Genomic DNA, 24,962 nt, shown 5'->3' with positions numbered 1-24,962 from the left:
CTGAACATAAATACACACAAACAATTGATATTCTGTTATTAACACATTTAAAATATCCAAAAAAACAAATCAAAATTTACTGTATATGAAAAATTTACAAGACGAAAAACAGCGTGATTTATTACAAAATAAATCAGACGGAACTAATAAGTTTCTGACTACTGATCAGGGCGTTCGCATTAACGACGACAACAATTCGCTTAAAGCTGGCGAACGCGGCCCTTCACTACTCGAAGATTTTATTCTAAGAGAAAAAATTACGCATTTTGATCACGAAAGAATTCCGGAAAGAATTGTACACGCACGTGGTTCTGGTGCTCATGGTTTTTTCGAAGTGACTAACCCGATTCCTGAATTGACTAAAGCCGGATTTTTAAAAGAAGCTGGGCTAAAAACACCTGTTTTTGTTCGATTTTCAACAGTTGCCGGTTTTAGAGGTTCTACTGATCTTGCAAGAGATGTAAGAGGATTTGCTGTTAAATTTTATACACAAGAAGGAATTTATGATCTTGTTGGAAATAATGTTCCTGTATTTTTTATTCAGGATGCTTCAAAATTTCCTGATTTAATTCACGCCGTAAAACCGGAACCTCATAACGAAATTCCACAAGCTGCTTCTGCTCATGATACCTTTTGGGATTTTATTTCTTTAATGCCAGAATCCATGCATATGATTATGTGGGCGATGTCTGATCGCGCTATTCCAAGAAGTTATCGAATGATGGAAGGTTTTGGTGTACATACTTTCAGATTAATTAATGAAGCAAACGAATCAACTTTTGTGAAATTTCACTGGAAACCTAAATTAGGAACGCATGCCGTAGTTTGGGACGAAGCCTTAAAAATTTCAGGTAAAAATCCTGATTTTCACAGACAAGATTTGTGGGAAGCTATTGAAAATGGAAATTTCCCTGAATGGGAATTGGGCGTACAAATTATTCCACAAGCAGACGAACATAAATACGAATTTGATTTACTGGACCCAACTAAAATTGTTCCTGAAGAATTGGTTCCCGTAAAAATAATTGGCCGAATGGTACTAAACAAAAATCCGGACAATTTCTTTGCAGAAACAGAACAGGTTGCTTTTCACCCGGGACATGTTGTTCCAGGGATTGATTTCACTAATGATCCGTTGCTTCAGGGAAGATTGTTTTCATATACAGATACACAATTATCAAGATTAGGAAGTCCTAATTTTCATGAAATTCCAATTAACAGAAGCGTTTCGCCAATTCACAACAATCAGCGTGACGGGCATATGCGCCAGGAAATCAATAAAGGTCGTGTAAGTTATCATCCGAATTCACTTGGTGGCGGATGTCCTTTTCAGGCTAAAATTGAAGAAGGTGGATTTTCAAGCTTTAACGAACGTGTAGATGCACATAAAGTGCGAGAAAGAAGCGAAAGTTTTGCGGATCATTTTGGTCAGGCAAAGTTATTCTTTAACAGTCAAACCACTACTGAAAAAAGCCATATTGTAAAAGCGTTGCGTTTTGAACTTGGTAAAGTTGAAACAGTTGCAATCAGAATCAGAATGTTGGGGCTTTTGTCTCAGGTAGATATGGAATTGGCTGAAAAAGTAGCTGAAGGATTAGGTGCTACAGTACCAACAATACTTGAAACTCCTATAAATAAAGGTGTTTCTCCTGAAAATGAAATGGGAAATCAGGAACCACGTTCAATTGAGTCATCTGTAAAATCTTCTGACGCGCTTTCTATGATCAAAAATCCAACGAATACACCAACAATAGCTTCGAGAAAAGTGGCTATACTTTGTGCCGATGGTGTTTCTGCAGCTTCAGTGATGAATTTGAAAAATATATTATTAAAAGAAGACGCTAAAGGATTTGTAATTGCTAAAAATCTTGGATCTGTTTCCACTGACGAAGGTGGCGCAATTCCGGTCGATTTTAGTTTATTAACTACATCATCAGTACTTTTTGATGCCGTTTATATTCCACATAGTGAAGGCTTAAATGATTTGGCAAAAAATGATGATGTACTTGAATTTTTAAACGATGCTTACAAACACTGCAAAGTTATTGGCGCCGATGGTCAGGCAATTGGAATACTAAGCGAAACACCATTTGCTTCAAAACTTAATAATGATGATGCTGGTATTATTTTATACAGCGATCCTGCAACAGAAGCATTTGCACTCGATTTCATAAATGCTATGGCAAGCCATCGTATTTGGGAACGCGAAGAAAATTTATACAACTAACACTAAAATATAAATCATATGAAAAATTCAGATAAACCTGCACCGAGTAAAACTGCAGTCAATAAAAACGGTAAAAATAATATTGTATCACCTTCTGCTGATGCTGCTTCGGAGTTAAAAGATTTCTTTATAGACAGCCTTAAAGATATTTATTGGGCAGAAAATGCACTTGTTAGTGCTTTGCCTAAAATGGCTTCAAATGCCACATCTGCTACGCTTACCAGTGCTATTTTAGAACACCTTACCGTTACAGAAAACCAGGTAACAAGATTGGAGAAAGTTTTCGAGTTGCTGGGTGAAACTGCAGAAGGAAAAAAATGCGAAGCTATGGCCGGATTACTTAAAGAAGGCGACAGCATTCTTCAGGAAACGGTTCCAGGAGCTGTGAGAGATGCCGGAATTATAGCGGCTTCACAAAAAATTGAACATTATGAAATTGCATCTTACGGTACTTTGTGTGCCTTTGCAAAAACACTTGGCGAAAATGACGTCGCAAAATTGTTAACGCAAACTCTGGCTGAAGAAAAAGAAGCCGATTGTGTGCTTAATGATGTTGCACTAAATACAGTAAATATGGTTGCAGCTGAATAGCAGCGTACTTTATTACTTATTTTCATTTACTAAAAAACATCTGCGTAACTGCAGATGTTTTGTTATTACAATCCTAAAAAAAACCATTTAAAAAAATTGCAGTTGATCAACAAAATACATTAAACAGTGACTAATTATTTCAAATTGAAGAGATTTCCAAAACATCAATAAGTTGCAACAGGCATAAACGGCTCTGTTTTTGATAATCAATTCGATATATAGGCAATAAATAAAAGAATTAAATGTTTATGTTAAGAAGTTAAATCTAATATTAACTTATATATAAAATAATAAAAAAGTATGAAAAAGATTTTGTTTTTAGTTATGATGATTGGTATTTCGCTGCATGGGTTTGCACAAGATGAGCTTAAGAGAAAGCAGCAATCAATCCAACCTAAAAATTCAGAAAATAAAGAAGCTATTCCGCCAACAGAAACACCTCCAACAGAAGAACCGCCAGCACTTTCAAAAGAGCCGATTGTTTTGAAAATTAATCCGGATGAACTTTTCAATAATAATGTCCTTTATAAAAGAGAAGCCAACGTTGAAGGTATTTTTTACAGACGAAATGAATATTTAGGAGGTTTTGTAACAAAATCTTTTACCTCTACAATTCGTTACAGAGATGCTGCTTTTGTTGATGGCGATAAGATCAAAGTATATTTAAATGATAAAGTTATTGAACCGGAAGTTCTTCTTGATGGAAGTTATAAAGGTTTTAAAATAAATTTAGTGAAAGGAATCAACAAAATTGATTTTGAAGCTTTGAATGAAGGTTCTGCTTCGCCAAATACAGCTGAATTTCAGGTTTACGATGATAAAGGAGTTGTGATAGAATCCAGTCAATGGAATGTTGGTACAGGTTACAAAGCCGTTATTATTCTCTATAAAGAATAAACTTAAAAGGTTTAATTATTCATTCAAAATTATTTAGGGGGGCAAAGTGAAAAAATCATTTGTCCCTTTTTTTATATCAAAATTCTTTCATTTCTATTTTAAAAACAAGCTTTAAAACATATCTATTGTAAATCAAATATTTATGCAAATAATTTTATTCTTTTTTGTAAATTTGAGGTATCCCTTTACTAAAATCTGACTTTATAAATTTATTTTTTTTAAAACTAAAATTTGTAAAGCGAAAAGCAATGCATGGAGTTTTAATAAAATTTTAAGTTTTTTTTCGTTAGCAAAATCACTAACTTGTATAGAACTATTAATACATAGGTAAGCTTATTTTAAAATAGATATGCTTTTTAATTTATCCAAAAAAGGATCATAAAGTAAAAATAAACTAAAGTCATTTTTATCCGTTAAAAATAAAATGGAACTGACTTTATCTAACAAAAAAAAATAAAAATATGCGAGTACCCATCATTAGAAAAAACATAGTATTTACACCAGATTCGAAAAGAGTTGTTGCCCGATATTTTATGAATGGCGACGAACGAACCCAACAAATGGTGATGCGGATAATGATGCTGGATGAAAAACAGGTTTTAGAAACTTTAGAACAGACACTTCGCGAATTTGCGAGACGACACCGAAATATTTCAAGCATATTTTTAAAACACTGCGAGAAAATCAGACCTATAATTGAAGGGATGCAATTAGATTACGAGGCAATATCCCTCGATCGAAAGATGCTGATAGGTTCTTACTGTACCATGGAATATGCTATCGAATCTGCCGCTATTTTTAACCCTTCCATTATTGAAGATTTTGATCAGACGGGATTAGAAATGGGCGAAAAACGTGTCATTATTTCGTTTAGAGCCACGGGTGAAGGTCATATTTCTTCCATTGTTTTCAGAAGAGGAATTCTGGATCGCAACAACAACCTTCAGGTCATGAAGATTGGACATCATATCGATAAAGCCGAAATTGAACATAAAACTTTATACAACAAAGAGCGATTCTTAATGAAACTGTATGAAATGCATACAGATGATAAATACATCGCTCAGGTTATGAAGGACTTGCCAGATGAATTTGAGTATGCTGTCTTAAAAAGCATGGTCAAAACCAGCTTAAGTGATCCTTCAATTAGTCAGGAAAGAAGAACTGCTCTCGAAGAAATAATCTGGCTGGCCAATTCTTTTTATGATTTGTCATTCAAACATGATTCTGATATAACAGAGCGTGTTATTTTTCCGATATCAGAATCTGAAAGCCGTGGTATAGAAGATGCCCGTTTTGTTCGTTTTGATGATGATCACGACGATTCTCATCGCGTAATGGCCACTTATACTGCTTATAATGGCCACACTATATTGCCTAAACTTATTTCGACCGAAGATTTTTACACTTTTAGAGTAATGCCTTTGCATGGTGTGGGTGCTCAGAACAAAAATCTGGCCTTATTTCCGAGAAAAATTAAAGGCAAATATGCGATGCTTTCGCGTATTGATGGTGTTAACAACTACATTATGTATTCAGACAGGGTTACGCAATGGAATACCCCTATCCTACTTCAGGAACCGCGTTTTGCCTGGGAATTTACTCAGATCGGAAATTGCGGATCACCACTCTGGACAACAGAAGGATGGCTTGTTATTACCCATGGCGTGGGTACAATGCGACGTTATTGTATTGGAGCGTCTTTATTTGATCTTGACGATCCGTCTAAGGAAATTGGAAGACTAAAAGAACCTTTGCTTTCTCCTCTTGAAGACGAACGTGAAGGTTATGTGCCGAATGTCGTTTATTCTTGTGGTGCCATCGTTCATAACAACAGTCTGATATTGCCTTATGCTGTATCTGATTATTCTTCTACTTATGCAGTTGTCGATTTAGTCGATTTATTAATGGCTTTAAAGAGTAGTAAATAAGATTTTAAACTTATTTTGTTTTTATAAAATAGAAAAAATCCCATTTCGGTATGAAATGGGATTTTTGGCTTTTATTTATTGATAAGAAATTTATTCAATAGTAGTTTCCGGATCAATAATTTCAGGTTGAGGCCCTGTATAATGATGATCATCCAGCCAGGCAATAAACAGTTTATAGCCAATTGAAAATACAATTGGGCCTACAAATAGACCAATAAATCCTGACATTATGAATCCGCCAATAACGCCCAAAAAGATTACAAGCATGGGTACCAAAGCGCCTTTACCCAATAAAAGTGGTTTTAAAACATTATCTGAAAGTCCGCTTATGATGAAAAATATGGTCCAGCCAATCGCGTAACCCGAATCTCCTGTAGAAAAAAGATAGACAATTACACCAATGTTAATAATAATGGGCCCAATTTGTAAAATAGAAAACACAAGACAAATCAACGTCAATATTCCAGCATATGGAATATCGGCTAAAAACAGTCCGAATGCCTGAATAATAGTCTGAATAATGGCTACTCCCAAAATTCCTTTTACAACCTGATAAATAGTAGAAACGGAGATGGTCATAATTTCGTCTGCTTCGGTTCCGGCAATCTTCTTTAGAAATTTATAAACCAAAGTCTTAGCTCCAGGTGAAACCAATAAAATTCCGGCAATAATCACCGAAAGAATAAACTGTAAAAAAGCGACACCTGAACTCAAAATACTGCCCATAATTTTTGTCGAAAGATCTTTAATCTGATCCTGATATTTAACAACACTCTGTTCCAAATCTGTTGATGCGGAAAGCAAAAACTCATAAAGAGGTTTCCCGATTACAGGCCATTCTTTAATCGAAGCGCCTGGCGGAGTAACTTTTAATGTACCGGCATCAAAACTGCTTTTCAATTCTAAAAAATTGGATGTTGCCGCTTTTAACGCATAAACCACTGGCAATAACATTACAGCTATAATGGTAATCGTAATTATTACAGCGGCTAAAGTTTTTCGGCCTTTTAATATTCTTTGCAGAAAATTAAATAAAGGATAAAATGCTACAGACAATATCGCTGCCCAAAGAATTGGCATAAAAAAGGGCATTAGTAATTTAAGACAAAAACCAACAACCAGAAAGATAAAAAATAGCTGTAAAATAGTGTCAAAGAGTTCCTTCCGTTTATTCACATTCGAATTTTCCATTTTATTTTGTTTTTAGATAATAATTGGTTTTACATGTTTGTTTGTTATTTTTTTAAAGAAAAATTGGCATCAGAAACCAATCTTCCTATTAAGATTACGGGATATAAAACACCTGTCAGCACCTCTATCTGAACCAGGGAACGAGCAAAAGGATGAATAGGGACAATTTCGCCATAACCGGTTGAAGTAATGGTGATATAACTGAAATACATAAAATTGGCTTGTTCACTACTGGTTTCAAATGGAGAAACAGCCATTTGAAAAGAACCTTCGATGTGTTTAAAAACAAATAAATAAGCGGTACACCAGAGATTTACCAATAGCATATAAACGACAACCGAGCCAATAATGCGATATTGCGTTACTGGTCCAGGCTCTAATACTTTTATTAAAACCAATGTAATCAAGAGTAACATTAGAGCTAAGGTTAAGAAAAGATCAGCAAATACGACTAAGAGATTGGTCTGAAAAAAATCGATCCATTGTACCATTAAAAACAAAAATGGAATAATAGAAATATAAAGGGCCTGCCTTTTATTTTTTGCTAATGAAACAATTCCCGCCAAAATGAATAACATCCAAAAAATATTGATAACAACCATAAAACGAGAATAGCTGCCAAATAATGGAATCACTACAAAATGCATGATACATAGCAATAACAACATAATGCTAAGTCCACTTTCCTCAGTCCATAAACGATATAAAAAACGATCTTTCTTTAGTTTCATAATAATCCGATTGTCAATTAAATAAGATGCTAAACAATGTTTTTATCCAATATTTTATATTGGTATTGGCTCTGCTTCTACTTTTCCAATTGGTCTGCGCCAAAGTTTAAAAAGAAGAATAATAAAAATGGGCAAAAAACAAATCGCTGACATGACAAGATAAATGTCTTTGTAGGCCAGCAATATTGATGCTTGTGACGTTTGGTTCGAAAGACTTTTCTCTGCTTTTTTCTGAGCTTCGGCATCAGATAAGCCCATGAATAAAAAGTTTCTTTTGGAATTGGCTAATTGATTCTCTGCCTGTTTATTTGTCGCCGTCAATTGCTGGCTAAGGCCTGTTTTGTGTTGTATATTCATATTGGCGATACAGGTTCCTAAAACAGCACTTCCTAAAAGTGATGCAAAAACGGCCTGTGCAATAATACCGCTCATCATTCTTGATGTGCTTAGTTTTGGTGGCACTCCTTCTGAGATATAAAGCAAGGATACCGGGAAAAGAAATCCCATTCCGAGTCCTTTAAAAACCAATGGCAAAAAGAAATCTGATGCATCTATTCCGGGATAAAACCTTAAAAAAAGAATAACATGATACAATCCGTAACAGGCAAAGCCAATAATCCAGATGGTTGCCAAATAGATGCGTTTGTATAAAAGATAAGTTGACAGCGGAATCGAAATACACAAACCAAGCAATAAAGCAAGATGTGTTTGTGCTCCCAAAACCGAATCAAAACCCAGGATATTCGTCATATAACCCGTTACAACGCTTCCAGTTCCGTTCATAACGCCAATATAAAACATCAAAAAAGCACCAATAACTACGTTTTTATACCGATAAACATCAGGATCAATTATAGGATTTTCTGTAAAACGGACATGAAGCAAATAAATTCCGAATAACAGAAATAAAAAAGCGGTTGCCAATCCTATTTTGGGATCGTCGAACCAGTTTCGTGTTTGTCCTTCGGCACATAAAAAAAGAATAACCATAAAAAACAGAATCATGATGATCCATCCTCTCCAGTCAAACTGAAATACTGTTTTCATAGGCGCCACATCAGCTTTATAAAAATACCAGGCCAATAGAATACAAACCAAAAAATTGACATTCAGAAAATAAATACCAAAAGTCCAGTTATGCAAACTCGTAAAATGAGCTCCAAAATATTGATACAGATGCTGGCTTCCCTTCTGAATAAACTGCAATATTCCATACAATAAAGCCATATTAAAAACGGGATTGTATTTTAATAAAATAGGCACCATCGAAGCAAATATTCCGATAACGGAAACAATGGCCAAAAGAGCGCGACAAAAAGTAAACCACTCTATGGTTGGTGCAAATAACGAAGCCGTATTAAAAAGCAGTGATAAAAAACTCACCGATAAAATCATGGTGCGAACCCGAATCTGTTTGCCCAGTTTTAGTCCCAAAGGCATAAAAGCCAGCATGGTAAAAATGGGAATATAAACAGAATAGGTAAAAACAATAGTCGAAGCTCCAAAATGTCCGAGAATTTGCGAATTATCATAAGCCGTAACATTCAATCCATTAAAAAAAGGAATCGTAAGGACGTATAATCCTATGAGAGTAAAAAGACTTCCTTTTTTTCCTGCGATCATTTTTTACTTTTTTACTTCAACAGTTACATTCATTCCGGGTTTTACTTCTTCCAAATCCTTGGTCGATGCTTCAAATTCAATTCTAACAGGAATCCGTTGGGTTATTTTTACAAAATTCCCGGTTGAATTATCAGGTTCCACCATCGAGAATTTCGCTCCCGTGGCCGGAGAAAAACCAAGTACTTTTCCTTTAAATTCTTTTCCGTCCAATGCATCAATGGTAATCGTTACGGGTTGTCCTTGCTTTATTTTTTCGATCTGGGTTTCTTTAAAATTGGCCGAAATCCATAATTTTTGATTCAATACAATCGTAGCTATGGTCTGATTGGCGTTGATTAATTCTCCGATAGAGAGATTGCGTTCTCCAACATAACCATCAGATGGTGCGATAATGTTGGTATAAGATAATTGCAATTTGGCAGCATCAAGATCTGCTTTTTTTCTTGCGACTGTTGCCCTCGCGGCTTCCAGATTGATATTGCTTTGTTTGGTTACAGAACCGCTGGCTTCCAATCCTTTTTGACTTGCTTTTACATAAGCTTCTTCCGATTTCAATTTCGAAATCACCTGATCATATTGGTTACGCGTCACGGCCGAATCGGCATACATATTTTTGAAACGCTGATAATCTTTTTGGGCTTTTTCAAGACTTGCCAAATCTCCGGCCAACTTTTCCTGACCCGAAGCCTGATTCGAAGCCGAAGTCGTAATAGTCTGCTGTAAGGAATGCAGGTTTCCCTCGGCTATAGCCAAATCAGCTTCAGCTTGTTTGACCTTAATGATGTATTCCGAATCATCCAAAATAACCAATGTATCGCCTTTATGAATATATTGATTGGCTTCAAATCTAATTTCCTTAATATGACCGGTTGCTCTTGCTGCAACGCTATTTATATAAGCTTCGACCTGAGCATTATTAGTAGTCTCATAATTACTGAAATCAAAGAATAAGCTTAAAATCCATAAAGCTCCGGCAATCAAAAAAACAAAAGACAAAACCGTTAAAACCGTATTTCGTTTTTTGTCTTTTTTCTGAATTGCTTCATTTGGTGCATTTTCTTCGCTCATGATATCATATCTTAAAGTTTACCCATGGCATATTGCAGGGAATAATATTGAATAATTAAGTCTAAATTGGCGTTAACCAGTGAGATACGGGAATTATTCAATTGTAATTCGGCATCTACGATTTCGCTGATTAGGGCAAAATCATTATCATATCTGCTTTTTACAATTTTATAATTGCTCATAGAAAGCTCCACATCTTTTTTATAGGTTTTGATATTCTCTTTACTTTCAGCATAACGTACATAAGCATTTTTTACTTCGGTACTAATTTGATCTTTCGTTACTTCCAAGGCAATATTACTCTTATCAATCTCCAATTTATCGCCTGATATTCGGTGTTTTAAAGTATAAAAACTCGACACATCCCAGCTTAAAGAAAGCCCTGCTGCCCAATAATTAAGAATATTGACATAAGTGGGCCATTGTGCCGGATATTCGGTATTCAGAATAAGATTGGCGTTGATATTGGGTCTGAATCCGCTTTTGGTTAAACTCAAATTAGATTCAGAGAAGTTAATTCCTATTTCAGCACGTTTTATTTCTTCTCTGTTTAGAAAAGCTTCGGTTAAACTTTGCTGAAGATCTATATTTTCTGTAGGAAGCATGCTTTCTGCAACTTCAGGTTTTAAAATCGTATTGGTCGGAAAACCAATTAAGATGTCCAGATAATTACTGATCAATTCGATTGTATTGGTGCTTCTAAAAACTGAAACCTTAAAATTAGATTGCTGTAATTCGGTTCTCAAAAGATCACTTTTTAAATTTTGACCATTATTGACGCGCGATTTTAACTGGCTGATACGAAGATCTGTATTGATTATATTTTGTTTGGTTACCTCAATTTGGCGGTATAGTTTTTCAAGCGTAAAATATTGTTCTGTGATTGCGTTTTTTACTTCGGCTTCGGTCATTTTAACAACCGATTCCTGCATCTGACTAAGTAATTGCTGCTGATTAATTCTGTTGTTAATTGAACCTCCATTATAAATTGGTACTGACGATACTATATTGGCAAATCCCATATGATTGAGATAATCAACTGTAATATTGCTTTCATAAAATCCGTCATACAGTTTTGGATTCCCTATGTAAGTATATCCAGCGCTTAATCCCACACGTGGCATTTTGGCAATCTTAGCCTGATCTACATTTTCATTGGCGATGGCCAGATTGGTGTTGGCTATTTTAATTTGTTTATTATTCTGAAGGCCTAGTAATAGGGCTTCATCCAGCTTTATTTTTTTTGCAACAACGAGACTATCCTGCTGAGCAAAACTAAAGCTGACATTACATATCAAAAGACAAAATAAAAACTTTAAACCTAAATCTTTTAATTGCCAATAATTCATAAGATTTAATTCATTTAGTTATATAAGATTGTATTTAGAAACAATTCATTGTCAATAACTGCAGATAAAAGATTAGGCGGGGAAAAATTGAATATTTTGAATTATAAAAATTGGGATATACTATCAAATTTAATATTTATTTTAATAACTCTAAACAAATGTTAAATTTATTTCCAAATAATTCAATTAATTCTTAAAATAATGAAATTATACTAAATCATACTTAGGAAACTTATAGTCTCTTTTACAATAAAATCCCATTTTGAGCTTTGATAGATTTTGGAATATCTTCTTCCCGCATCATTTGTTTCAAATCAATTTCGATGGTTCGGCAGATAGAAAGCATCGGAATATCATTTGCTAAACCTCCAAATGGATTTTCAGAATAATCACCAACAAGCTCCATTAATAAAAAAATCCAGGAAACAATACTTACTACAGGAATAAACAACCATACATTATAAGGTCCCATTTGATCAAATTCGGCAATTAGGCCAAATGGCAATAAAATAATAAAAATCCAGACAAATAAAATACTTGCATAAGCATATAAACGCGGTAACGGGAAATTTTTAATTCGCTCTGCCTTACCCTGTTCATCATATAAATTATTCAGAAGTGTTTGCAATTGAACATGATAGAAATCGTTAATGATTTCATTTTGTCTAAGTTCCATCAAATCTTGAGATTGTAAATCAATAATATGCGTAGCTATACTCTTGAATTTTTTCAAATCCGCATATTCTTCTTTACCCAGATGTTTTTCTAACATTTCTTTTGTAAAATCGTCTTCAAGAGTATTCTCAACGACTTTTTCGATTGTTCTTCTACTACTTTTGGCGATATGAGTTCCCAGACTAATATGTTCCCAGGATGTTGGTATCAATAACTGATCGCGTAAGGCATACACATAAGCAATATTTCTATAAATAAGTTTTTTGGTAATAGCATTAATTTCTTCTTCTGAAAGTTTACCAACAGAAAGTTGTTTTTTAATATAACCTCTTGTAGTAACTCCCCACATGCGGCTCAGATTAAGAATCGTTCCCCACACTTTTCGGGCTTCCCAAATTCTGTCGTAAGATTGGTTATTTTTAAAACCGATATAAAAAGATACTGCAGTCCCTATAATTCCGATGCTGACCCACGGAATCGCAATCCATTTTAAATGTAAATATTCATATGAGAATAAAACCAGAAACGACCACACGATAATCCATAATAAGTAACCTCCGCTAAATTTTACTATTGCACCTAAGCTGAAACTATTATTTACAAACATAAGTATCTGATTTATAATCATTATAAAGATAAAAATTAGCTTAATACAAACTTCATTAATGTTAAAAAAAATGATTTAGAACAAAGACTGAAAGAAGCTTTTTTACTACGTAATATTGATATTATATAAAATAGGATATAAAATTGTGTAATTTTTAGCCGCTTATTTTATCTATTTTTAGGACATGAAGTATCAGCATATTTTGATAATAGATGATGATCCTGAAGATATTGAAATATTTTCAGAAGCCGTTAATTCATTTAGGGAAAACATCACTATTACAGCCTCTACAGATGCGCTTCTTGCTTTAGAAGACCTAAAAAAAACAGTTCAGTTACCTGATATCATTTTTCTCGATTTACAAATGCCGCGCTTAACCGGAAAAGATTTTTTACAAAAATTGAACGAAGATGCTACGCTGCAAAATATTCCGGTTGTAGTATTATCAGGTCAATCTGATGTAATTGTAAAGGATATGTACCAAAAAATTGGGGCCAGAAATTATATTTGTAAACCAAATAGTTATAAAGAGCTGATCGAAGAACTTCGTGAGATACTTCAATCTTAAAAATCACTGGCAGTATTCATTACTTTAATCTGAATTTTATTATTAATACGCTAAAAAGCTATTTGTTTCTCTCTATATTTGATTGTTTATAAACCCTACCATTCAAATATTTTAGAAAACAATGAAGCATTCGTACTTATATCTGTTAATTCTTATTTCTTTACCATCTTTTTCGCAGGCACCTTCTTCAACAGCACATTATGATGTAAAGAAAAAAAGATTGCTAATTCAGATGTGTTCGATGTTTTTGTATGCCAAAAATCAGGGTAAAATAGACGAAGACAGCGCAACCGTTTTGGCTGTAAAAGCTTATAAACTACCTCTTTCTTTAAGCTATGATGAAGGCTTTTATGATGAAAATCTTTTGACTACAACCAATCTTCTTGATAATAAAAATAGTATTGCTTTTAATAGAATACTAGCAAAATCAAAAAATACAAACCGTATTAAATTGCTATTAAATCTGGGAAGTTATTATCTTTTTAAACCCGGAACCAAACCCGAAGATCTTCAAAATGCTTTATCAAATATTAATGAAGCACTACAAATTAGTACTCAACTTAAAATTCAAAAATGGCAAAATGAGAGTTTGAAATTGTTGGGGAAATATTATGCTCAGACCAATAATGTAGAAAGTAAAAATTGTTTTGCAAAAGTGGTAAAGGAATGCCGCAAACAAGAAAATCAAAAAGAACTTGCCAATGCTCTTGCCAATCAGGGACAATATTTACCTTTTTCTGATCCGCAAAAAGAGATTATTTTAAAGGAAGCCACCAAACTTTATACTGCATTAGGCTTAGAGGAGAAAAAGATAGAAGCACATATGCGACTTATTACCGTTCATTATGCAACAGGTAACTTTAAATTAGCGCTTAAAGAATTCTATCAGAGTTTATACGATCAGAGAAAAACTGGTTTTAAACACACTCATTTTACCGAAGCCACAATTTCTTATATAGAACTTTTTCGGTATAATAGTAAAAGTGCTTTGTATTATGCTTTAAGAAGTATAAAAACAATGCAAAACATTAATGATTATAATTTTGCAGATGTCTTTTACCTGCGTTTTGGAAACGTCTATTTAGCTTTGGGACATTATGAAGAAGCCTTGGATTTATACAAAAAAAGTATCGAAGCAGGAACGCAAAACATTAATAGCGGAGGTTTCTACAGAAGTTATGTAAGTCTTGTTGCTGCCATGTCTTCAAGAGGAAAAACCAAGGAAGCCATTGATTATATCAACTTTATGACGGCAAAATATCCACCAACAAATAATTTTGACAAGATGATTGTGAGGAGTACTATGGGTACTGCCTACGAACATATAGGAAATTACAAATTGGCTGATAAAAATTTTAAGGAAATGGATCTTTATGCGCGACAACTTAAAGGTCCGGAAACCTTAATGGATGTTTTAAATGCTTATTCTTCAATGTCTTCCTTTTATGCCCGAACAAATCAATCGGCGGAAGCCAAAAAATATTCTGATAAAGTTTTAGCTTTATCAAAAGTCTACAAGAGAAATTATACTTCTGAAAATCTTGAAATGGCTTTATTTAAGATTGATTCATTGAATGAAAATTACGCTTCAGCTTTAAAACATTATCAGCTTTATAAAAAGATTACAGATTCGGTTGTAGATTTTTCGAAAAACAAACAAATTGAAGAACTCAAAATTCAGTATGAAACATTAAATAAAGAACAGGAAATAAGTCTTTTAAGCAAACAATCGAAATTGCAGGAAAGTGAATTGCGCAAGTCTAAGCTTTTAAATACTTTATCGATTGGAAGTTTAGTTTTACTTTTAATAACAATTGGTTTGTTATACAACCGGTACCGTTTAAAACAACGAAATCACGCTAAACTCGAACTGAAAGAAAGAGAAATCAATCAGAAAAACATCAATTTAAGGCATTTGCTGGATGAAAAAGAATGGCTATTGAAAGAGATTCATCATCGTGTAAAAAACAATCTTCAAACCGTTATTAGCCTTCTGAATTCACAATCAGCTTATTTGGATAACGATATGGCTTTATCAGCTATAAAGAACAGTCAGCATAGAATTCATTCGATGTCTTTAATACATCAAAAATTATATAATTCGGAAAATATTTCAACTATTAATATGCCAAATTACATCAAAGAATTGGTTGAATATTTAAAGGAATCTTTTAACCTTGGACAGAGAGTACGATTTCAAATTAATATAGATCCTTTAGAATTGGATGTGGCACAAGCAGTTCCGTTAGGGTTAATTTTAAATGAAAGTATTACAAATTCAATTAAATATGCTTTTCCGGATGATCGTACAGGAATCATTAATGTGACTTTAGAAAAAGTAAAAGAAAATTACTATTTACTAACGATTTCTGATAACGGAATTGGTTTTGATACTAGTAGTAGTTCTGAGAGAAAAAACTCTTTTGGAATGAGTTTGATAAAAGGTTTAAGTGATGATCTGGACGGAAAACTTTCAATAGAAAATCAAAACGGAACGGTTATAAAAATTGAGTTTTTATCTGAATTTCTCATTGATAAAAATCAATAAATTCCAAATTTTTAAAATTCCAAATTCCAATGAGTAATAAACTCAGAGTTGGAATTTGGAATTTTAAAAATTTGGAATTTTCTTTTAATTATTTAGATTCAAGGAAAAAATCTAATAATCCTTTTTGAACGGCTTCTGTATTTTCCTGAACGATCCAGTGACCTGCATTTGGAATATTAGTTTCACGTACATCATTAGCAACCAATTTGGTATGATCTTTTAAAAATGCTGCTGCAAAATATTGACCACCCATAGTTAGAACTGGCATATTTAATTTTGTTTTCATGAATTCAACATTATCTTTTCCATCTTCCGGAAAAGCTCCAAACCAATGAAAACTTCCTGTTGTTGCTCCTTTAACAGAATAAGCGCGAATGAATTCTGCTGTTTCTTCTTTTGTAAAAGAATCTTTATTTGCAGCAACTACAGGCCAAAATCCAGTTAGGAATTCTTTTTCTTTTCCGGCAACGATACTACCTGAAGATTGCCAGCTAAAAAATCCAAACCACCATGCAGAAGCCGAAACTTGTGACCAAACGGGTTCGATTCCCGGAAGCAAGGCATCCATTAAAGCTAATTTTTTTACTTCGCCAGGATATTGCGCAGCATAAGCATAAGCAACCATTAAACCGATATCATGACCCGCTAAATTGATATTTTTATAACCTAGTTTTTTTACTAATTCATGAATATCAGTTGCCATTGTTTTTTTGTCATAGCCGCTTTCTGGTTTTCCTGACTCTCCTACTCCTCTCAAATCCGGAGCAATAACAGTAAAGTGTTTAGAAAGTTCCGGTAATAATCTGTTCCACATGTACCAGTTTTGACCAAACCCGTGAAGTAATACTAATGGTTCTCCTTTTCCTCCAATTACGTAATGAATATCAACGTTATTTACGTTTACTGTTGCGTGTTTAAAATTAGCAGGTGGATTTGCAGCTTTTACTGATTTGTCTTGTGCCTGGCTAGTAGCGCCTATTAAAAGTGCTGTTGTAATCATTGTCAAATTTTTAATTATTGTTTTCATTTTTATGTTGTTGTTAAATATTTATGGGACAAATTTATAATAACGGAACGATCGTTCCGTTATTATTTTTGTTAATAGTTTGTTAAAACAATTAATAAAGAAGTTAAGTTATAAATAAACCCTGATTTTACTGACAATCAGGTCATTTTTTTTAAATGAGGATAATCAGAACACTTTAACAATGAATAAGAAAATAATTACAAAATAAGATTGTAAAAATGATTTTTAGATTTCAAAAACCAAATTGCAATATAAAAAAAACACCAATTTCAGTGCTGATTTGAAATTGGTGTATAAACTAATAATACTAATTATCAGTTTTATGATAGAGTAAGTGATATTATTAAGATTTGAAATCTGTTGAAAAAGTAAGTTCTTTATTGGCTTCCATTTCAGTTTTCAACGAATCAATTTTATAATTAGCAAATCCATAAGCATCAGATCCGGTTAGTAAACGAAGCGGAGGTTCCGGAGTTTGAGTGACTTTTATAATTAGATCGGCAACTTTTTCCGGATCGCCCAACTGTTTGCCCGGAATATCATTTTGATGTGCATTTACACCATCACGAATATTTACATAAGAATCAATCGGATTTGCAGCCGCAATCAGCGAAGTACTATTTAAGAAATTCGTACGCACATAACCCGGTTCTATAATCGTTACATTGATTCCGAAAGGTTTAACTTCCTGAGCTAATGCTTCAGAAAGACCTTCTACGGCAAATTTAGTAGCACAATAAATTCCCCAGCCTGCTCCGGCAACCAATCCAAAAACAGAGGAAAGATTTATAATATGACCAAATTTAGCTTCTCTCATATGCGGTAAAATAGCTCTGGTTACATTTAGTAAACCAAAGACATTAACATCAAAATTGGCACGAACTTCAGTATCAGAACTTTCTTCTATACCTCCGATTAAACCATAACCCGCATTATTGACCAAATAATCAATTGCACCAAATTGTGCAATTGCAGCTTCTACAGCATCTTTTACGCTATTTTCATCCGTTAAATTGACTTGTAAAGGAAGAAACTGTGGAGACGAAATTCCAATTGCTTCTTTTAATGAGGCTGCATTTCTAGCCGTCGCCGCTACATTATATCCTTGTATCAATAATTGTTTTACCAGAATAAGGCCAATTCCTTGCGAAGTTCCGGTAACAAACCAAGTTCTATTTTCATTTTTCATAAGCTGTTTGTTTTTAAGGTTTATTGTATAAAAGGATAATCGGTGTAACCTCTTGCCGTACCGCCACCAAATAAAGTATGAGTATCGGAAATTTCATTTAAGCTCAAATTTTGTTTCACTTTAGCGGGATAATCAGGATTGGTTAAAAAATGTCGCCCAAAACCGATTAAATCGACTAAATTTTCCTTGAGTAATTGCTCCGCTTCTTCGGGAGTTTTATTACCAGTAGCAATTATGGTATTTTTAAAAGTAGCTCTGAGTTTAATTCTAAAATCAATTGGAATTTGAGGTGCATCATCCCAATCAGCCTCGCAAAGATGAATGTAAGCAACATCGAGTTTGTTTAATTCGGCTGCGGCGAGCATTATGGTTTCTAAAATCTCAGGATCATTCATATCTTTAAAACTGATAAATGGCGATAACCTAACTCCTGTTCTTTCTTTTCCTATTGCATTCGCTACCGCTTTTGAAATTTCAATCAGCAAACGAATTCTGTTTTCCTTTGTCCCTCCATATTCATCAGTTCTTTTATTACTGTTGCTTCGCAAAAACTGATCGATCAAATAGCCGTTTGCGCCATGAATCTCAACTCCATCAAAACCTGCCTCAATAGCATTTTCAGCACCTTGTACAAACTCTTTAATTACAGTATTAATATCGGTTTTGTCCATTTCTCTGGGTTCATCAACCGGAACAAAAGTGGCATCTCCATTTAATGCGCCGTCAAAAATATAAACACTGGTATTTTGGGCAGTTAACGCAGAAGGCGCTATAGGTTGTAATCCGTTAACTTTTGAACTGCTCACCCTGCCAACATGCCATAATTGCAAAAATATTTTACTACCGTTTTTATGTACTGCATCTGTTATTAATTTCCAGCCTTCTATTTGTTGCCGACTGTAAATTCCCGGAGTATTGGCATAGCCTTTTCCCTGTAAAGAAACCTGCGTTGCCTCGGTAATTATAATACCGGCCGTACTTCGTTGTGCATAATATTCGGCCATTAGTGCATTTGGAATATCGCCTGGCTGCGAAGCTCTTGAACGCGTCATTGGAGCCATTAAAAAACGGTTTTCTAATTGATTTCCGCTTAACTCATACTGCTGAAATAATTTTTGATACTTCATATTAATTGTTATTTAATACCTGATTTTTGGTCTTATCATTCCCGTATGATACTCTTATCTTCATAAGCCATTTGAGCAATCTCGTCTTTTCGTCTAAAAGTAACGCCTTTATGTTTTTGAATGTAAGCAAGGATTTCGGTCGTTGCGGCAACCATTTGCGGCGTCCCTCCTATACGATCATGAAAGCTTATTGACATTTGTCTGCGTTTTTTTTCAGATTCCTTGTAAAGCTGATCGAATTCTAATATAACCTGACGCGCAAATTGATCAGCGCTAAAGTTCTTTCCTTCGATCAATACAATATCATTACAGCGAATGGTGTACGGAACTACGGCAAAATCCTTTTCTTTTACCTTTATTAAAAACGGCTCGTCGCGACTTAAATCATCAATGTGATACTTAAAACCAAGTTCCTGCAAAATTTCCAGCGTATTTGGACCTCGTCTTAGCCAATTTGCATTATAACCCACAGGATTAAAACCAGTTACTTTTTTAATAGCATCTGCACCATCTTTGATAAACTTTTTTTCCGTTTCATAGGGCATCGTATATTCCGTTGCCCAATCCATTCCATGAGCAGCGGCTTCATGACCTCTTTGTACAATTTCTTTCGCCAGTTCCGGATTTTTTAATACTGCTGATCCCACCATATGCGAGGTAACCTTAACTCCAAACTTATCCCAGTTGTCCAGCATTCTCGGAATTCCTTCTTTGTATCCATATTGATACCAGGTTTCACCTGGAAGATCAACAAATCCTTTTTGCATATTTTGCGGAAAAGGACTTTCAGCATTTACAGGCTGTCCTCCCGCTTCAAACTGCATCGACAGCGATACTACCAAACGTGAACCGTCAGCCCATTTGCTTACAGAATCTTCGTTGTTAACTATTGTATTTGCTTTTAAATCGCTTGAAAGTAATGTAGTCGTTGGTAACAATCCTGCAAGCCCAACAAGGCTTGCTTGTTTAAGAAATGTTCTTCTGTCTTTCATATTGACTTATTTTTAGGTTTTTAACCCTTATTATTATTTCATTTAAGTACTTTTTCAATAATTAAAGTCTCTTCATACAGTGAAAATTTGCTTATCAGATTATTTTCAACTGTTATATGTATGGCAAGTGGCATTTTAAAATGTTTGCCATTTTTTTTCACTGTTCTTTCCACAAAACCAAAAACGGCTACTTCATTTCCTCTCAATAAAAAAGATTGTGCCTCGAGTTTTTCACTTCCATCAACAAAATAACTAAAGAGCGTTGCAAACAATTTTGAAATTTCTTCTCTCTTAGAACGATGTCCCGTCCATGGCATGTATTTCGATTCAAATATGTACCAATCGACCTTTTCTGAAACCATAGAGGAAATTTTTTCCGGATCTTTCGCATCGATATAGCCAAAGAACTTCTCTACGGTTTCTTTTGTTTTGATTTCTTCATCCGTCAATTGTTGTCCGTATACTGAAAAATGAAGCAAGAGAATCACTAGTATTACATATATCTTTTTCATTTTTTGGTTCCGTTTTCTTTAATATCCTTATAAGCATTCGGAATATTAAAATTGAAGTGAAGCCAGTTAAAAAGTTCATACCCTTTATCATACTCTTTCATCGTTACCGAAGCTTTTGTTTCTTCTAAAGTCAGACCTTTTTTTACTGCATTTTCAACATTTGTTTTTAAGGCTTCAACGTAATCAATAGTATATTTTATGCCGGCTTTATTGGTAACTCTTCCGTGACCCGGAACTACAATGTCATTGTCACCAATCATATTGTAAATCTTATTCAGATTATTTACAGGCTCCAAAAAGTAGCCATCAAATAACCATGGGATGGTTGGACTTTCAGCTATAAAAGGATTTCCTGCCCACAAAACATTGCCTTTTGGTGATTTTAAATACACAAAAAGATCTGCTGGAGATTGGGCTGTTCCCACATTAATAATTTCAACAACATTTCCTTTTCCCATATCAATTTTCATGCTTTGATTGATGGCAATGGTAATGTCTGCTGGGCGATAAACACTTTCTTCAATACCTCTTCCTTTTCCAAAAAGCATAATCATAAACTGTTTGATATTGTCATAATTTTTAGAAAGATTGTCTTTGCAGAATTCGTTCTGAATCACAATCGTTTCTTTCGGAAGCAAATAATTCCCGAAACAATGGTCGCCGTGATCGCTGGTATTGATAGCATAAATGATAGGTTTTGGCGTAATAGATCGTATCAGTTTATAAAGCTGATCATAAAGTCGTTTGCTCAGCATGGTTTCGATAAGTAAAACGCCTTTGTCACCTACAATAAATCCTGCCGAAGTGGCTTGTGCAATGCCTTTTGATGTTTCTGCTTCGGCTGTTTCCGGAGCGACTGAATAAACATTGTCAGCAATTTTATGCAATTTTAAAGTGACTTTATTGGCATCCCAAATCGGAACATGATCGGGCATTGGAAACTGGGCGTGCACTGCATTACTTATAAAAAGTAATACAACAAGCGTAATTCCTGTAATTATTTTTTCAATTTTCATGATTTATATTTTATAGTTTTTATTGTTTTTTTTGATATCCACCAAAATATTTAATAGGCGACCAATCTGGAATTACGGGAGCAATAGCGGGATCCAGTGCTTTGAAAGCTTCATTTCCGTAAACCACTTTTCCATTAACAATAGTCAGGTCAGATTCAATATTTCGAACTTTATCTGCGTCAACAGTGAAATAATCGTCTGATAAAATCGACATATCTGCATACATTCCTTTTATCAACTTTCCTTTTTCGCTTTCTTCGCCCGAAAACCATGCACTTCCTGAAGTATATAATTGAAGTGCCGTAAATTTGTCTAATATTTGATCTTTTGGCCAAAACTGCATACCACCTAAAGTTTTTCCGGTAATAAGCCAATGCATTGCCATCCACGGATTATAAGTGGATATTCTGGTTGCATCCGTTCCCATTCCGACAGGGATTCCCATCTTAAGCATTTCTTTTATCGGAGGTAATTGTGTTTTTGGTGTTCCGTACATTTTTTGATACAATTCTCCCTGAAAATACATTCTGAATTGTACTGCGATTCCACCGTTTAGCGCTTTTACTCTTTCTAATTCCTGTGGTGTAATAGTTTCGGCATGATCAAAAAACCATCGAAGTCCATTAAATGGTATTTCCTTATTCACTTTTTCGAAAACATTGAGCATTCTGTCGATAGATTCACCATATGTGGCGTGCAATCGAAAAGGCCATCTGTTTTTAACTAATAACCGAATAATAGGTTCCAGATCGTTTTCCATTTCATCTGAAAGCACAATTCTTGGTTCCAGGAAATTTTCAAAATCAGCAGCAGAAGCCACTATATTTTCTCCTGCTCCTTCCTCAGTGTATCCGTTGGCAACTAAAAGATTGTCATTTTTATTGATTAAAGTTGAAGCAACCCATTTTTCATAATCCTGCAGCTCTTTTCCTTTTTGTTGTGCAAAAAGATAATAGGAAATTCTCAGATTTAATTTTCCCTGTTTCGCCAATTCCATCGAGGTCGAATAATCTGCAGGAAAGTTTTGTGATCCGCCTGCAGCATCAATTACAGAGGTTAATCCAAACCGATTCAATTCTCTGTTAAACTGAAGCGAACTGTTGATTCTTTCTTCCGGACTTAGTTTTGTCGTTAAACCTAAAGTGGTATAAATGGCTTTAGGAGTTTCTTTTGCAAACATTAATCCGGTCAAATTACCGTTTTTATCCTGTTCTAAAACACTTCCTTCATAGTGTGTATCTTTTGTGTATCCTAAAACTTCAATTCCTTTTTTGTTTAGAAAAGCCTTTCCGTACAAATAGGTTATAAAAACGGGTTTGTCAGGAACAGCCTCATTTATCTCTTCAATTGTTGGCTGTCGTTTTTCTTCAAATCCATATTCATTCCAACCGCCAATCACTTTAATCCAAACACCGGGCGGAGTTCTGGCCGCTTGTTCTTTTAGCATTTCCATGGCTCTTTTTAACGTTTTTACACCGTCCCAACGCAATTCGGCATTATAATTAAGCCCTTCACGAATAACGTGTATGTGACTGTCGTTTAAACCGGGAACAACCGTTTTACCTTTTGCATCTATAGTTTGTGTAGTGCCTGTTTTAAATTTTTCCAGAATACTTTTTGTCGTTCCGGTGGCTAAAATGATTCCGTTTTTAGAGGCAATTGCCTGAGCAAATTCACCGGATTTTTGCATCGTAGCAATTTTTCCGTTAAAAATAATCAGATCGGCTTTTTCCTGAGACTGCATTAACAGACCAAAGAAAAATAATAGTAGTACAAATATTCGTTTCATTGCTTTTAGATTTAATTGGTCTGTTTGCTATCTTTTAAAATTTATTTTGATAGAAAAAAGGCAAGCAAATCTTTTTGCACCTGAGCCGTGTTTTCCTGTACTAACCAGTGACCTGAACCTGCAATTTTTGATTCGGTTACATTTTCTGCTACTAGTTTAGAATGGTCTTTTAAGAATGCTGCGGCAAAATATTCTCCTCCCATTGCCAACAAAGGCATTTTTAGTTTTGTTTTCATGAAAACCAGATTGTCTTTTCCGTCCTGAGGGAAATTTCCAAACCATTTAAAACTTGATTTTGCTCCATCTTTAACAGCGTAAGCTCTAACAAATTCTGCCGTTTCTTCTGGTGTAAAAGGATCTTTTACATGTCCCACCATTGGCCAGAAATTAACTAAAAACTCTTTTTCTTTTCCTTTTACTATATCTCCGGATGCTGGCCAGGCAAAAAATCCAAACCACCATGCTGAAGCCGACACTTGCGACCAAACCGGTTCAACTCCAGGAAGTAAGGCATCCATTAATGCTAATTTTTTAACTTCACTGCCGTACTGTGCCGCATAAGCGTAGGCAACCATAAGTCCGATATCATGACCGGCAAGATTGATATTATTATAGCCCAGTTTTTTCACTAATTCATGAATATCTGTAGCCATTGTTTTTTTATCGTAGCCTGATTCCGGTTTATCTGATTCACCAACACCTCTTAAATCGGGTGCGATAACCGTGAAATGTTTAGAAAGTTCCGGAAGCAGACGATTCCACATGTACCAGTTTTGACCAAAACCGTGTACTAATACAAGAGGATCTCCTTTTCCACCAATTACATAATGAATATTGACACCGTTTACAAAAGCGGTCGCATGTTTAAAATTAGCCGGAGGATCTGCCGGTTTTACAGTTGCTGAATCTGTTGTGACTTTAGCGTCCTCTACAGCTATTGGTTCTGCTTTTTTGTTGCACGACACAAGCATAAAAAAACTAATTACTAAAAGGCTTAAAAAGTTTTTTGTGCTTTTCAGTCCTGCATTTTGTTTGGAAATTGATTTCATAATTTTAGATTTAAAGTGGTTATTTTTAATTGTGAATTGTGAATTATTAATTGTTTACTTTACTCGTTACTCTTTACTCGTTACTCTTTACTCGTTACTCGTTACTCTTTACTCGTTACTCTTTACTCGTTACTCTTTACTCGTTACTCTTTACTCGTTACTCTTTACTCGTTACTCTTTACTCTTTACTCTTTACTCTTTACTCTTTACTCTTTACTCTTTACTCTTTACTCTTTACTCTTTACTCTTTACTCT

At 34.5% G+C, this 24,962-nt stretch carries 20 protein-coding genes; 6 read left to right on the top strand and 14 right to left on the bottom strand.

What is annotated here, in order from left to right:
- Positions 1 to 85 precede the first annotated feature (85 nt).
- The 4 genes from AC1RRN_RS09005 to AC1RRN_RS08990 all read left to right on the top strand — a co-directional run bounded on the left by AC1RRN_RS09005 (position 86) and on the right by AC1RRN_RS08990 (position 5,646).
- Positions 86 to 2,227, top strand: a complete 2,142-nt coding sequence (locus AC1RRN_RS09005) for a catalase (RefSeq protein ID WP_492966971.1) — start codon at positions 86 to 88, stop codon at positions 2,225 to 2,227.
- Between the two features lie 18 nt (positions 2,228 to 2,245).
- Complete coding sequence (locus AC1RRN_RS09000) at positions 2,246 to 2,818, top strand: YciE/YciF ferroxidase family protein (RefSeq protein WP_492966970.1); 573 nt, start codon at positions 2,246 to 2,248, stop codon at positions 2,816 to 2,818.
- Between the two features lie 300 nt (positions 2,819 to 3,118).
- Positions 3,119 to 3,715, top strand: a complete 597-nt coding sequence (locus AC1RRN_RS08995; RefSeq protein WP_492966969.1) for a hypothetical protein — start codon at positions 3,119 to 3,121, stop codon at positions 3,713 to 3,715.
- A gap of 461 nt (positions 3,716 to 4,176) precedes the next feature.
- A complete protein-coding gene (locus AC1RRN_RS08990) occupies positions 4,177 to 5,646 on the top strand; it encodes a glycoside hydrolase family 130 protein (protein WP_492966968.1) in 1,470 nt (489 codons plus the stop codon).
- A gap of 90 nt (positions 5,647 to 5,736) precedes the next feature.
- On the opposite strand, the gene AC1RRN_RS08985 is transcribed toward AC1RRN_RS08990, so the two are convergent.
- The 6 genes from AC1RRN_RS08985 to AC1RRN_RS08960 all read right to left on the bottom strand — a co-directional run bounded on the left by AC1RRN_RS08985 (position 5,737) and on the right by AC1RRN_RS08960 (position 12,890).
- Positions 5,737 to 6,837 carry an AI-2E family transporter gene (locus AC1RRN_RS08985; protein ID WP_492966967.1) on the bottom strand — a complete coding sequence of 367 codons (1,101 nt, stop codon included), beginning with the start codon at positions 6,835 to 6,837 and terminating at the stop codon, positions 5,737 to 5,739.
- 44 nt (positions 6,838 to 6,881) lie between these two features.
- Entirely contained in the window at positions 6,882 to 7,568 is a 687-nt protein-coding gene (locus AC1RRN_RS08980; protein WP_492966966.1) for an ion channel, read from the bottom strand.
- Between the two features lie 54 nt (positions 7,569 to 7,622).
- Entirely contained in the window at positions 7,623 to 9,191 is a 1,569-nt protein-coding gene (locus AC1RRN_RS08975) for an efflux MFS transporter permease (protein WP_492966965.1), read from the bottom strand.
- 3 nt (positions 9,192 to 9,194) lie between these two features.
- Complete coding sequence (locus tag AC1RRN_RS08970; protein WP_492966964.1) at positions 9,195 to 10,259, bottom strand: HlyD family secretion protein; 1,065 nt, start codon at positions 10,257 to 10,259, stop codon at positions 9,195 to 9,197.
- Between the two features lie 11 nt (positions 10,260 to 10,270).
- On the bottom strand, positions 10,271 to 11,608 hold the full coding sequence (locus tag AC1RRN_RS08965; protein ID WP_492966963.1) for a TolC family protein: 1,338 nt from the start codon (positions 11,606 to 11,608) through the stop codon (positions 10,271 to 10,273).
- 244 nt (positions 11,609 to 11,852) lie between these two features.
- Positions 11,853 to 12,890 carry a bestrophin family protein gene (locus AC1RRN_RS08960; RefSeq protein ID WP_492966962.1) on the bottom strand — a complete coding sequence of 346 codons (1,038 nt, stop codon included), beginning with the start codon at positions 12,888 to 12,890 and terminating at the stop codon, positions 11,853 to 11,855.
- 184 nt (positions 12,891 to 13,074) lie between these two features.
- Between AC1RRN_RS08960 and AC1RRN_RS08955 the strand changes: the two genes are divergently transcribed.
- Positions 13,075 to 13,458 (top strand): response regulator, encoded by a 384-nt coding sequence (locus tag AC1RRN_RS08955; protein WP_492966961.1) that lies wholly within the window; start codon positions 13,075 to 13,077, stop codon positions 13,456 to 13,458.
- 121 nt (positions 13,459 to 13,579) lie between these two features.
- Positions 13,580 to 16,006 (top strand): histidine kinase dimerization/phosphoacceptor domain -containing protein, encoded by a 2,427-nt coding sequence (locus AC1RRN_RS08950; RefSeq protein ID WP_492966960.1) that lies wholly within the window; start codon positions 13,580 to 13,582, stop codon positions 16,004 to 16,006.
- A gap of 88 nt (positions 16,007 to 16,094) precedes the next feature.
- Here the strand turns inward: AC1RRN_RS08950 and AC1RRN_RS08945 are convergent, their stop codons facing one another.
- From AC1RRN_RS08945 to AC1RRN_RS08910, 8 genes are all read right to left on the bottom strand, one after another.
- Entirely contained in the window at positions 16,095 to 17,033 is a 939-nt protein-coding gene (locus AC1RRN_RS08945; RefSeq protein ID WP_492966959.1) for an alpha/beta fold hydrolase, read from the bottom strand.
- 343 nt (positions 17,034 to 17,376) lie between these two features.
- The gene (locus tag AC1RRN_RS08940) at positions 17,377 to 18,222 is read right to left on the bottom strand and encodes an oxidoreductase (protein ID WP_492966958.1); all 846 of its coding nucleotides are present in this window, start codon (positions 18,220 to 18,222) and stop codon (positions 17,377 to 17,379) included.
- Between the two features lie 20 nt (positions 18,223 to 18,242).
- Positions 18,243 to 19,349, bottom strand: coding sequence for an alkene reductase (locus tag AC1RRN_RS08935; RefSeq protein ID WP_492966957.1), 1,107 nt, complete (start codon positions 19,347 to 19,349; stop codon positions 18,243 to 18,245).
- 35 nt (positions 19,350 to 19,384) lie between these two features.
- A complete protein-coding gene (locus AC1RRN_RS08930; RefSeq protein WP_492966956.1) occupies positions 19,385 to 20,341 on the bottom strand; it encodes a polysaccharide deacetylase family protein in 957 nt (318 codons plus the stop codon).
- 38 nt (positions 20,342 to 20,379) lie between these two features.
- Positions 20,380 to 20,853, bottom strand: coding sequence for a nuclear transport factor 2 family protein (locus tag AC1RRN_RS08925; protein WP_492966955.1), 474 nt, complete (start codon positions 20,851 to 20,853; stop codon positions 20,380 to 20,382).
- Positions 20,850 to 21,869 (bottom strand): MBL fold metallo-hydrolase, encoded by a 1,020-nt coding sequence (locus AC1RRN_RS08920; protein WP_492966954.1) that lies wholly within the window; start codon positions 21,867 to 21,869, stop codon positions 20,850 to 20,852. The genes AC1RRN_RS08925 and AC1RRN_RS08920 overlap by 4 nt, the downstream gene beginning before the upstream one ends.
- 19 nt (positions 21,870 to 21,888) lie before the next feature.
- On the bottom strand, positions 21,889 to 23,658 hold the full coding sequence (locus tag AC1RRN_RS08915; protein WP_492966953.1) for an amidohydrolase: 1,770 nt from the start codon (positions 23,656 to 23,658) through the stop codon (positions 21,889 to 21,891).
- Positions 23,659 to 23,699: 41 nt separating this feature from the next.
- Positions 23,700 to 24,707 carry an alpha/beta fold hydrolase gene (locus tag AC1RRN_RS08910; RefSeq protein WP_492966952.1) on the bottom strand — a complete coding sequence of 336 codons (1,008 nt, stop codon included), beginning with the start codon at positions 24,705 to 24,707 and terminating at the stop codon, positions 23,700 to 23,702.
- Positions 24,708 to 24,962 lie beyond the last annotated feature (255 nt).

The sequence above is a fragment of the Flavobacterium sp. GW821-FHT11G01 genome (assembly GCF_058808175.1).
The sequence above is the reverse complement of the archived record's forward strand: the minus strand, read 5'-3'. Positions and strand labels throughout refer to the sequence as shown.

Coding starts and splice junctions, on each gene's coding strand:
- AC1RRN_RS09005 (WP_492966971.1), top strand. CDS start 86: ATGAAAAATTTACAAGACGAAAAACAGCGTGATTTATTACAAAATAAA.
- AC1RRN_RS09000 (WP_492966970.1), top strand. CDS start 2,246: ATGAAAAATTCAGATAAACCTGCACCGAGTAAAACTGCAGTCAATAAA.
- AC1RRN_RS08995 (WP_492966969.1), top strand. CDS start 3,119: ATGAAAAAGATTTTGTTTTTAGTTATGATGATTGGTATTTCGCTGCAT.
- AC1RRN_RS08990 (WP_492966968.1), top strand. CDS start 4,177: ATGCGAGTACCCATCATTAGAAAAAACATAGTATTTACACCAGATTCG.
- AC1RRN_RS08985 (WP_492966967.1), bottom strand. CDS start 6,837: ATGGAAAATTCGAATGTGAATAAACGGAAGGAACTCTTTGACACTATT.
- AC1RRN_RS08980 (WP_492966966.1), bottom strand. CDS start 7,568: ATGAAACTAAAGAAAGATCGTTTTTTATATCGTTTATGGACTGAGGAA.
- AC1RRN_RS08975 (WP_492966965.1), bottom strand. CDS start 9,191: ATGATCGCAGGAAAAAAAGGAAGTCTTTTTACTCTCATAGGATTATAC.
- AC1RRN_RS08970 (WP_492966964.1), bottom strand. CDS start 10,259: ATGAGCGAAGAAAATGCACCAAATGAAGCAATTCAGAAAAAAGACAAA.
- AC1RRN_RS08965 (WP_492966963.1), bottom strand. CDS start 11,608: ATGAATTATTGGCAATTAAAAGATTTAGGTTTAAAGTTTTTATTTTGT.
- AC1RRN_RS08960 (WP_492966962.1), bottom strand. CDS start 12,890: ATGTTTGTAAATAATAGTTTCAGCTTAGGTGCAATAGTAAAATTTAGC.
- AC1RRN_RS08955 (WP_492966961.1), top strand. CDS start 13,075: ATGAAGTATCAGCATATTTTGATAATAGATGATGATCCTGAAGATATT.
- AC1RRN_RS08950 (WP_492966960.1), top strand. CDS start 13,580: ATGAAGCATTCGTACTTATATCTGTTAATTCTTATTTCTTTACCATCT.
- AC1RRN_RS08945 (WP_492966959.1), bottom strand. CDS start 17,033: ATGAAAACAATAATTAAAAATTTGACAATGATTACAACAGCACTTTTA.
- AC1RRN_RS08940 (WP_492966958.1), bottom strand. CDS start 18,222: ATGAAAAATGAAAATAGAACTTGGTTTGTTACCGGAACTTCGCAAGGA.
- AC1RRN_RS08935 (WP_492966957.1), bottom strand. CDS start 19,349: ATGAAGTATCAAAAATTATTTCAGCAGTATGAGTTAAGCGGAAATCAA.
- AC1RRN_RS08930 (WP_492966956.1), bottom strand. CDS start 20,341: ATGAAAGACAGAAGAACATTTCTTAAACAAGCAAGCCTTGTTGGGCTT.
- AC1RRN_RS08925 (WP_492966955.1), bottom strand. CDS start 20,853: ATGAAAAAGATATATGTAATACTAGTGATTCTCTTGCTTCATTTTTCA.
- AC1RRN_RS08920 (WP_492966954.1), bottom strand. CDS start 21,869: ATGAAAATTGAAAAAATAATTACAGGAATTACGCTTGTTGTATTACTT.
- AC1RRN_RS08915 (WP_492966953.1), bottom strand. CDS start 23,658: ATGAAACGAATATTTGTACTACTATTATTTTTCTTTGGTCTGTTAATG.
- AC1RRN_RS08910 (WP_492966952.1), bottom strand. CDS start 24,707: ATGAAATCAATTTCCAAACAAAATGCAGGACTGAAAAGCACAAAAAAC.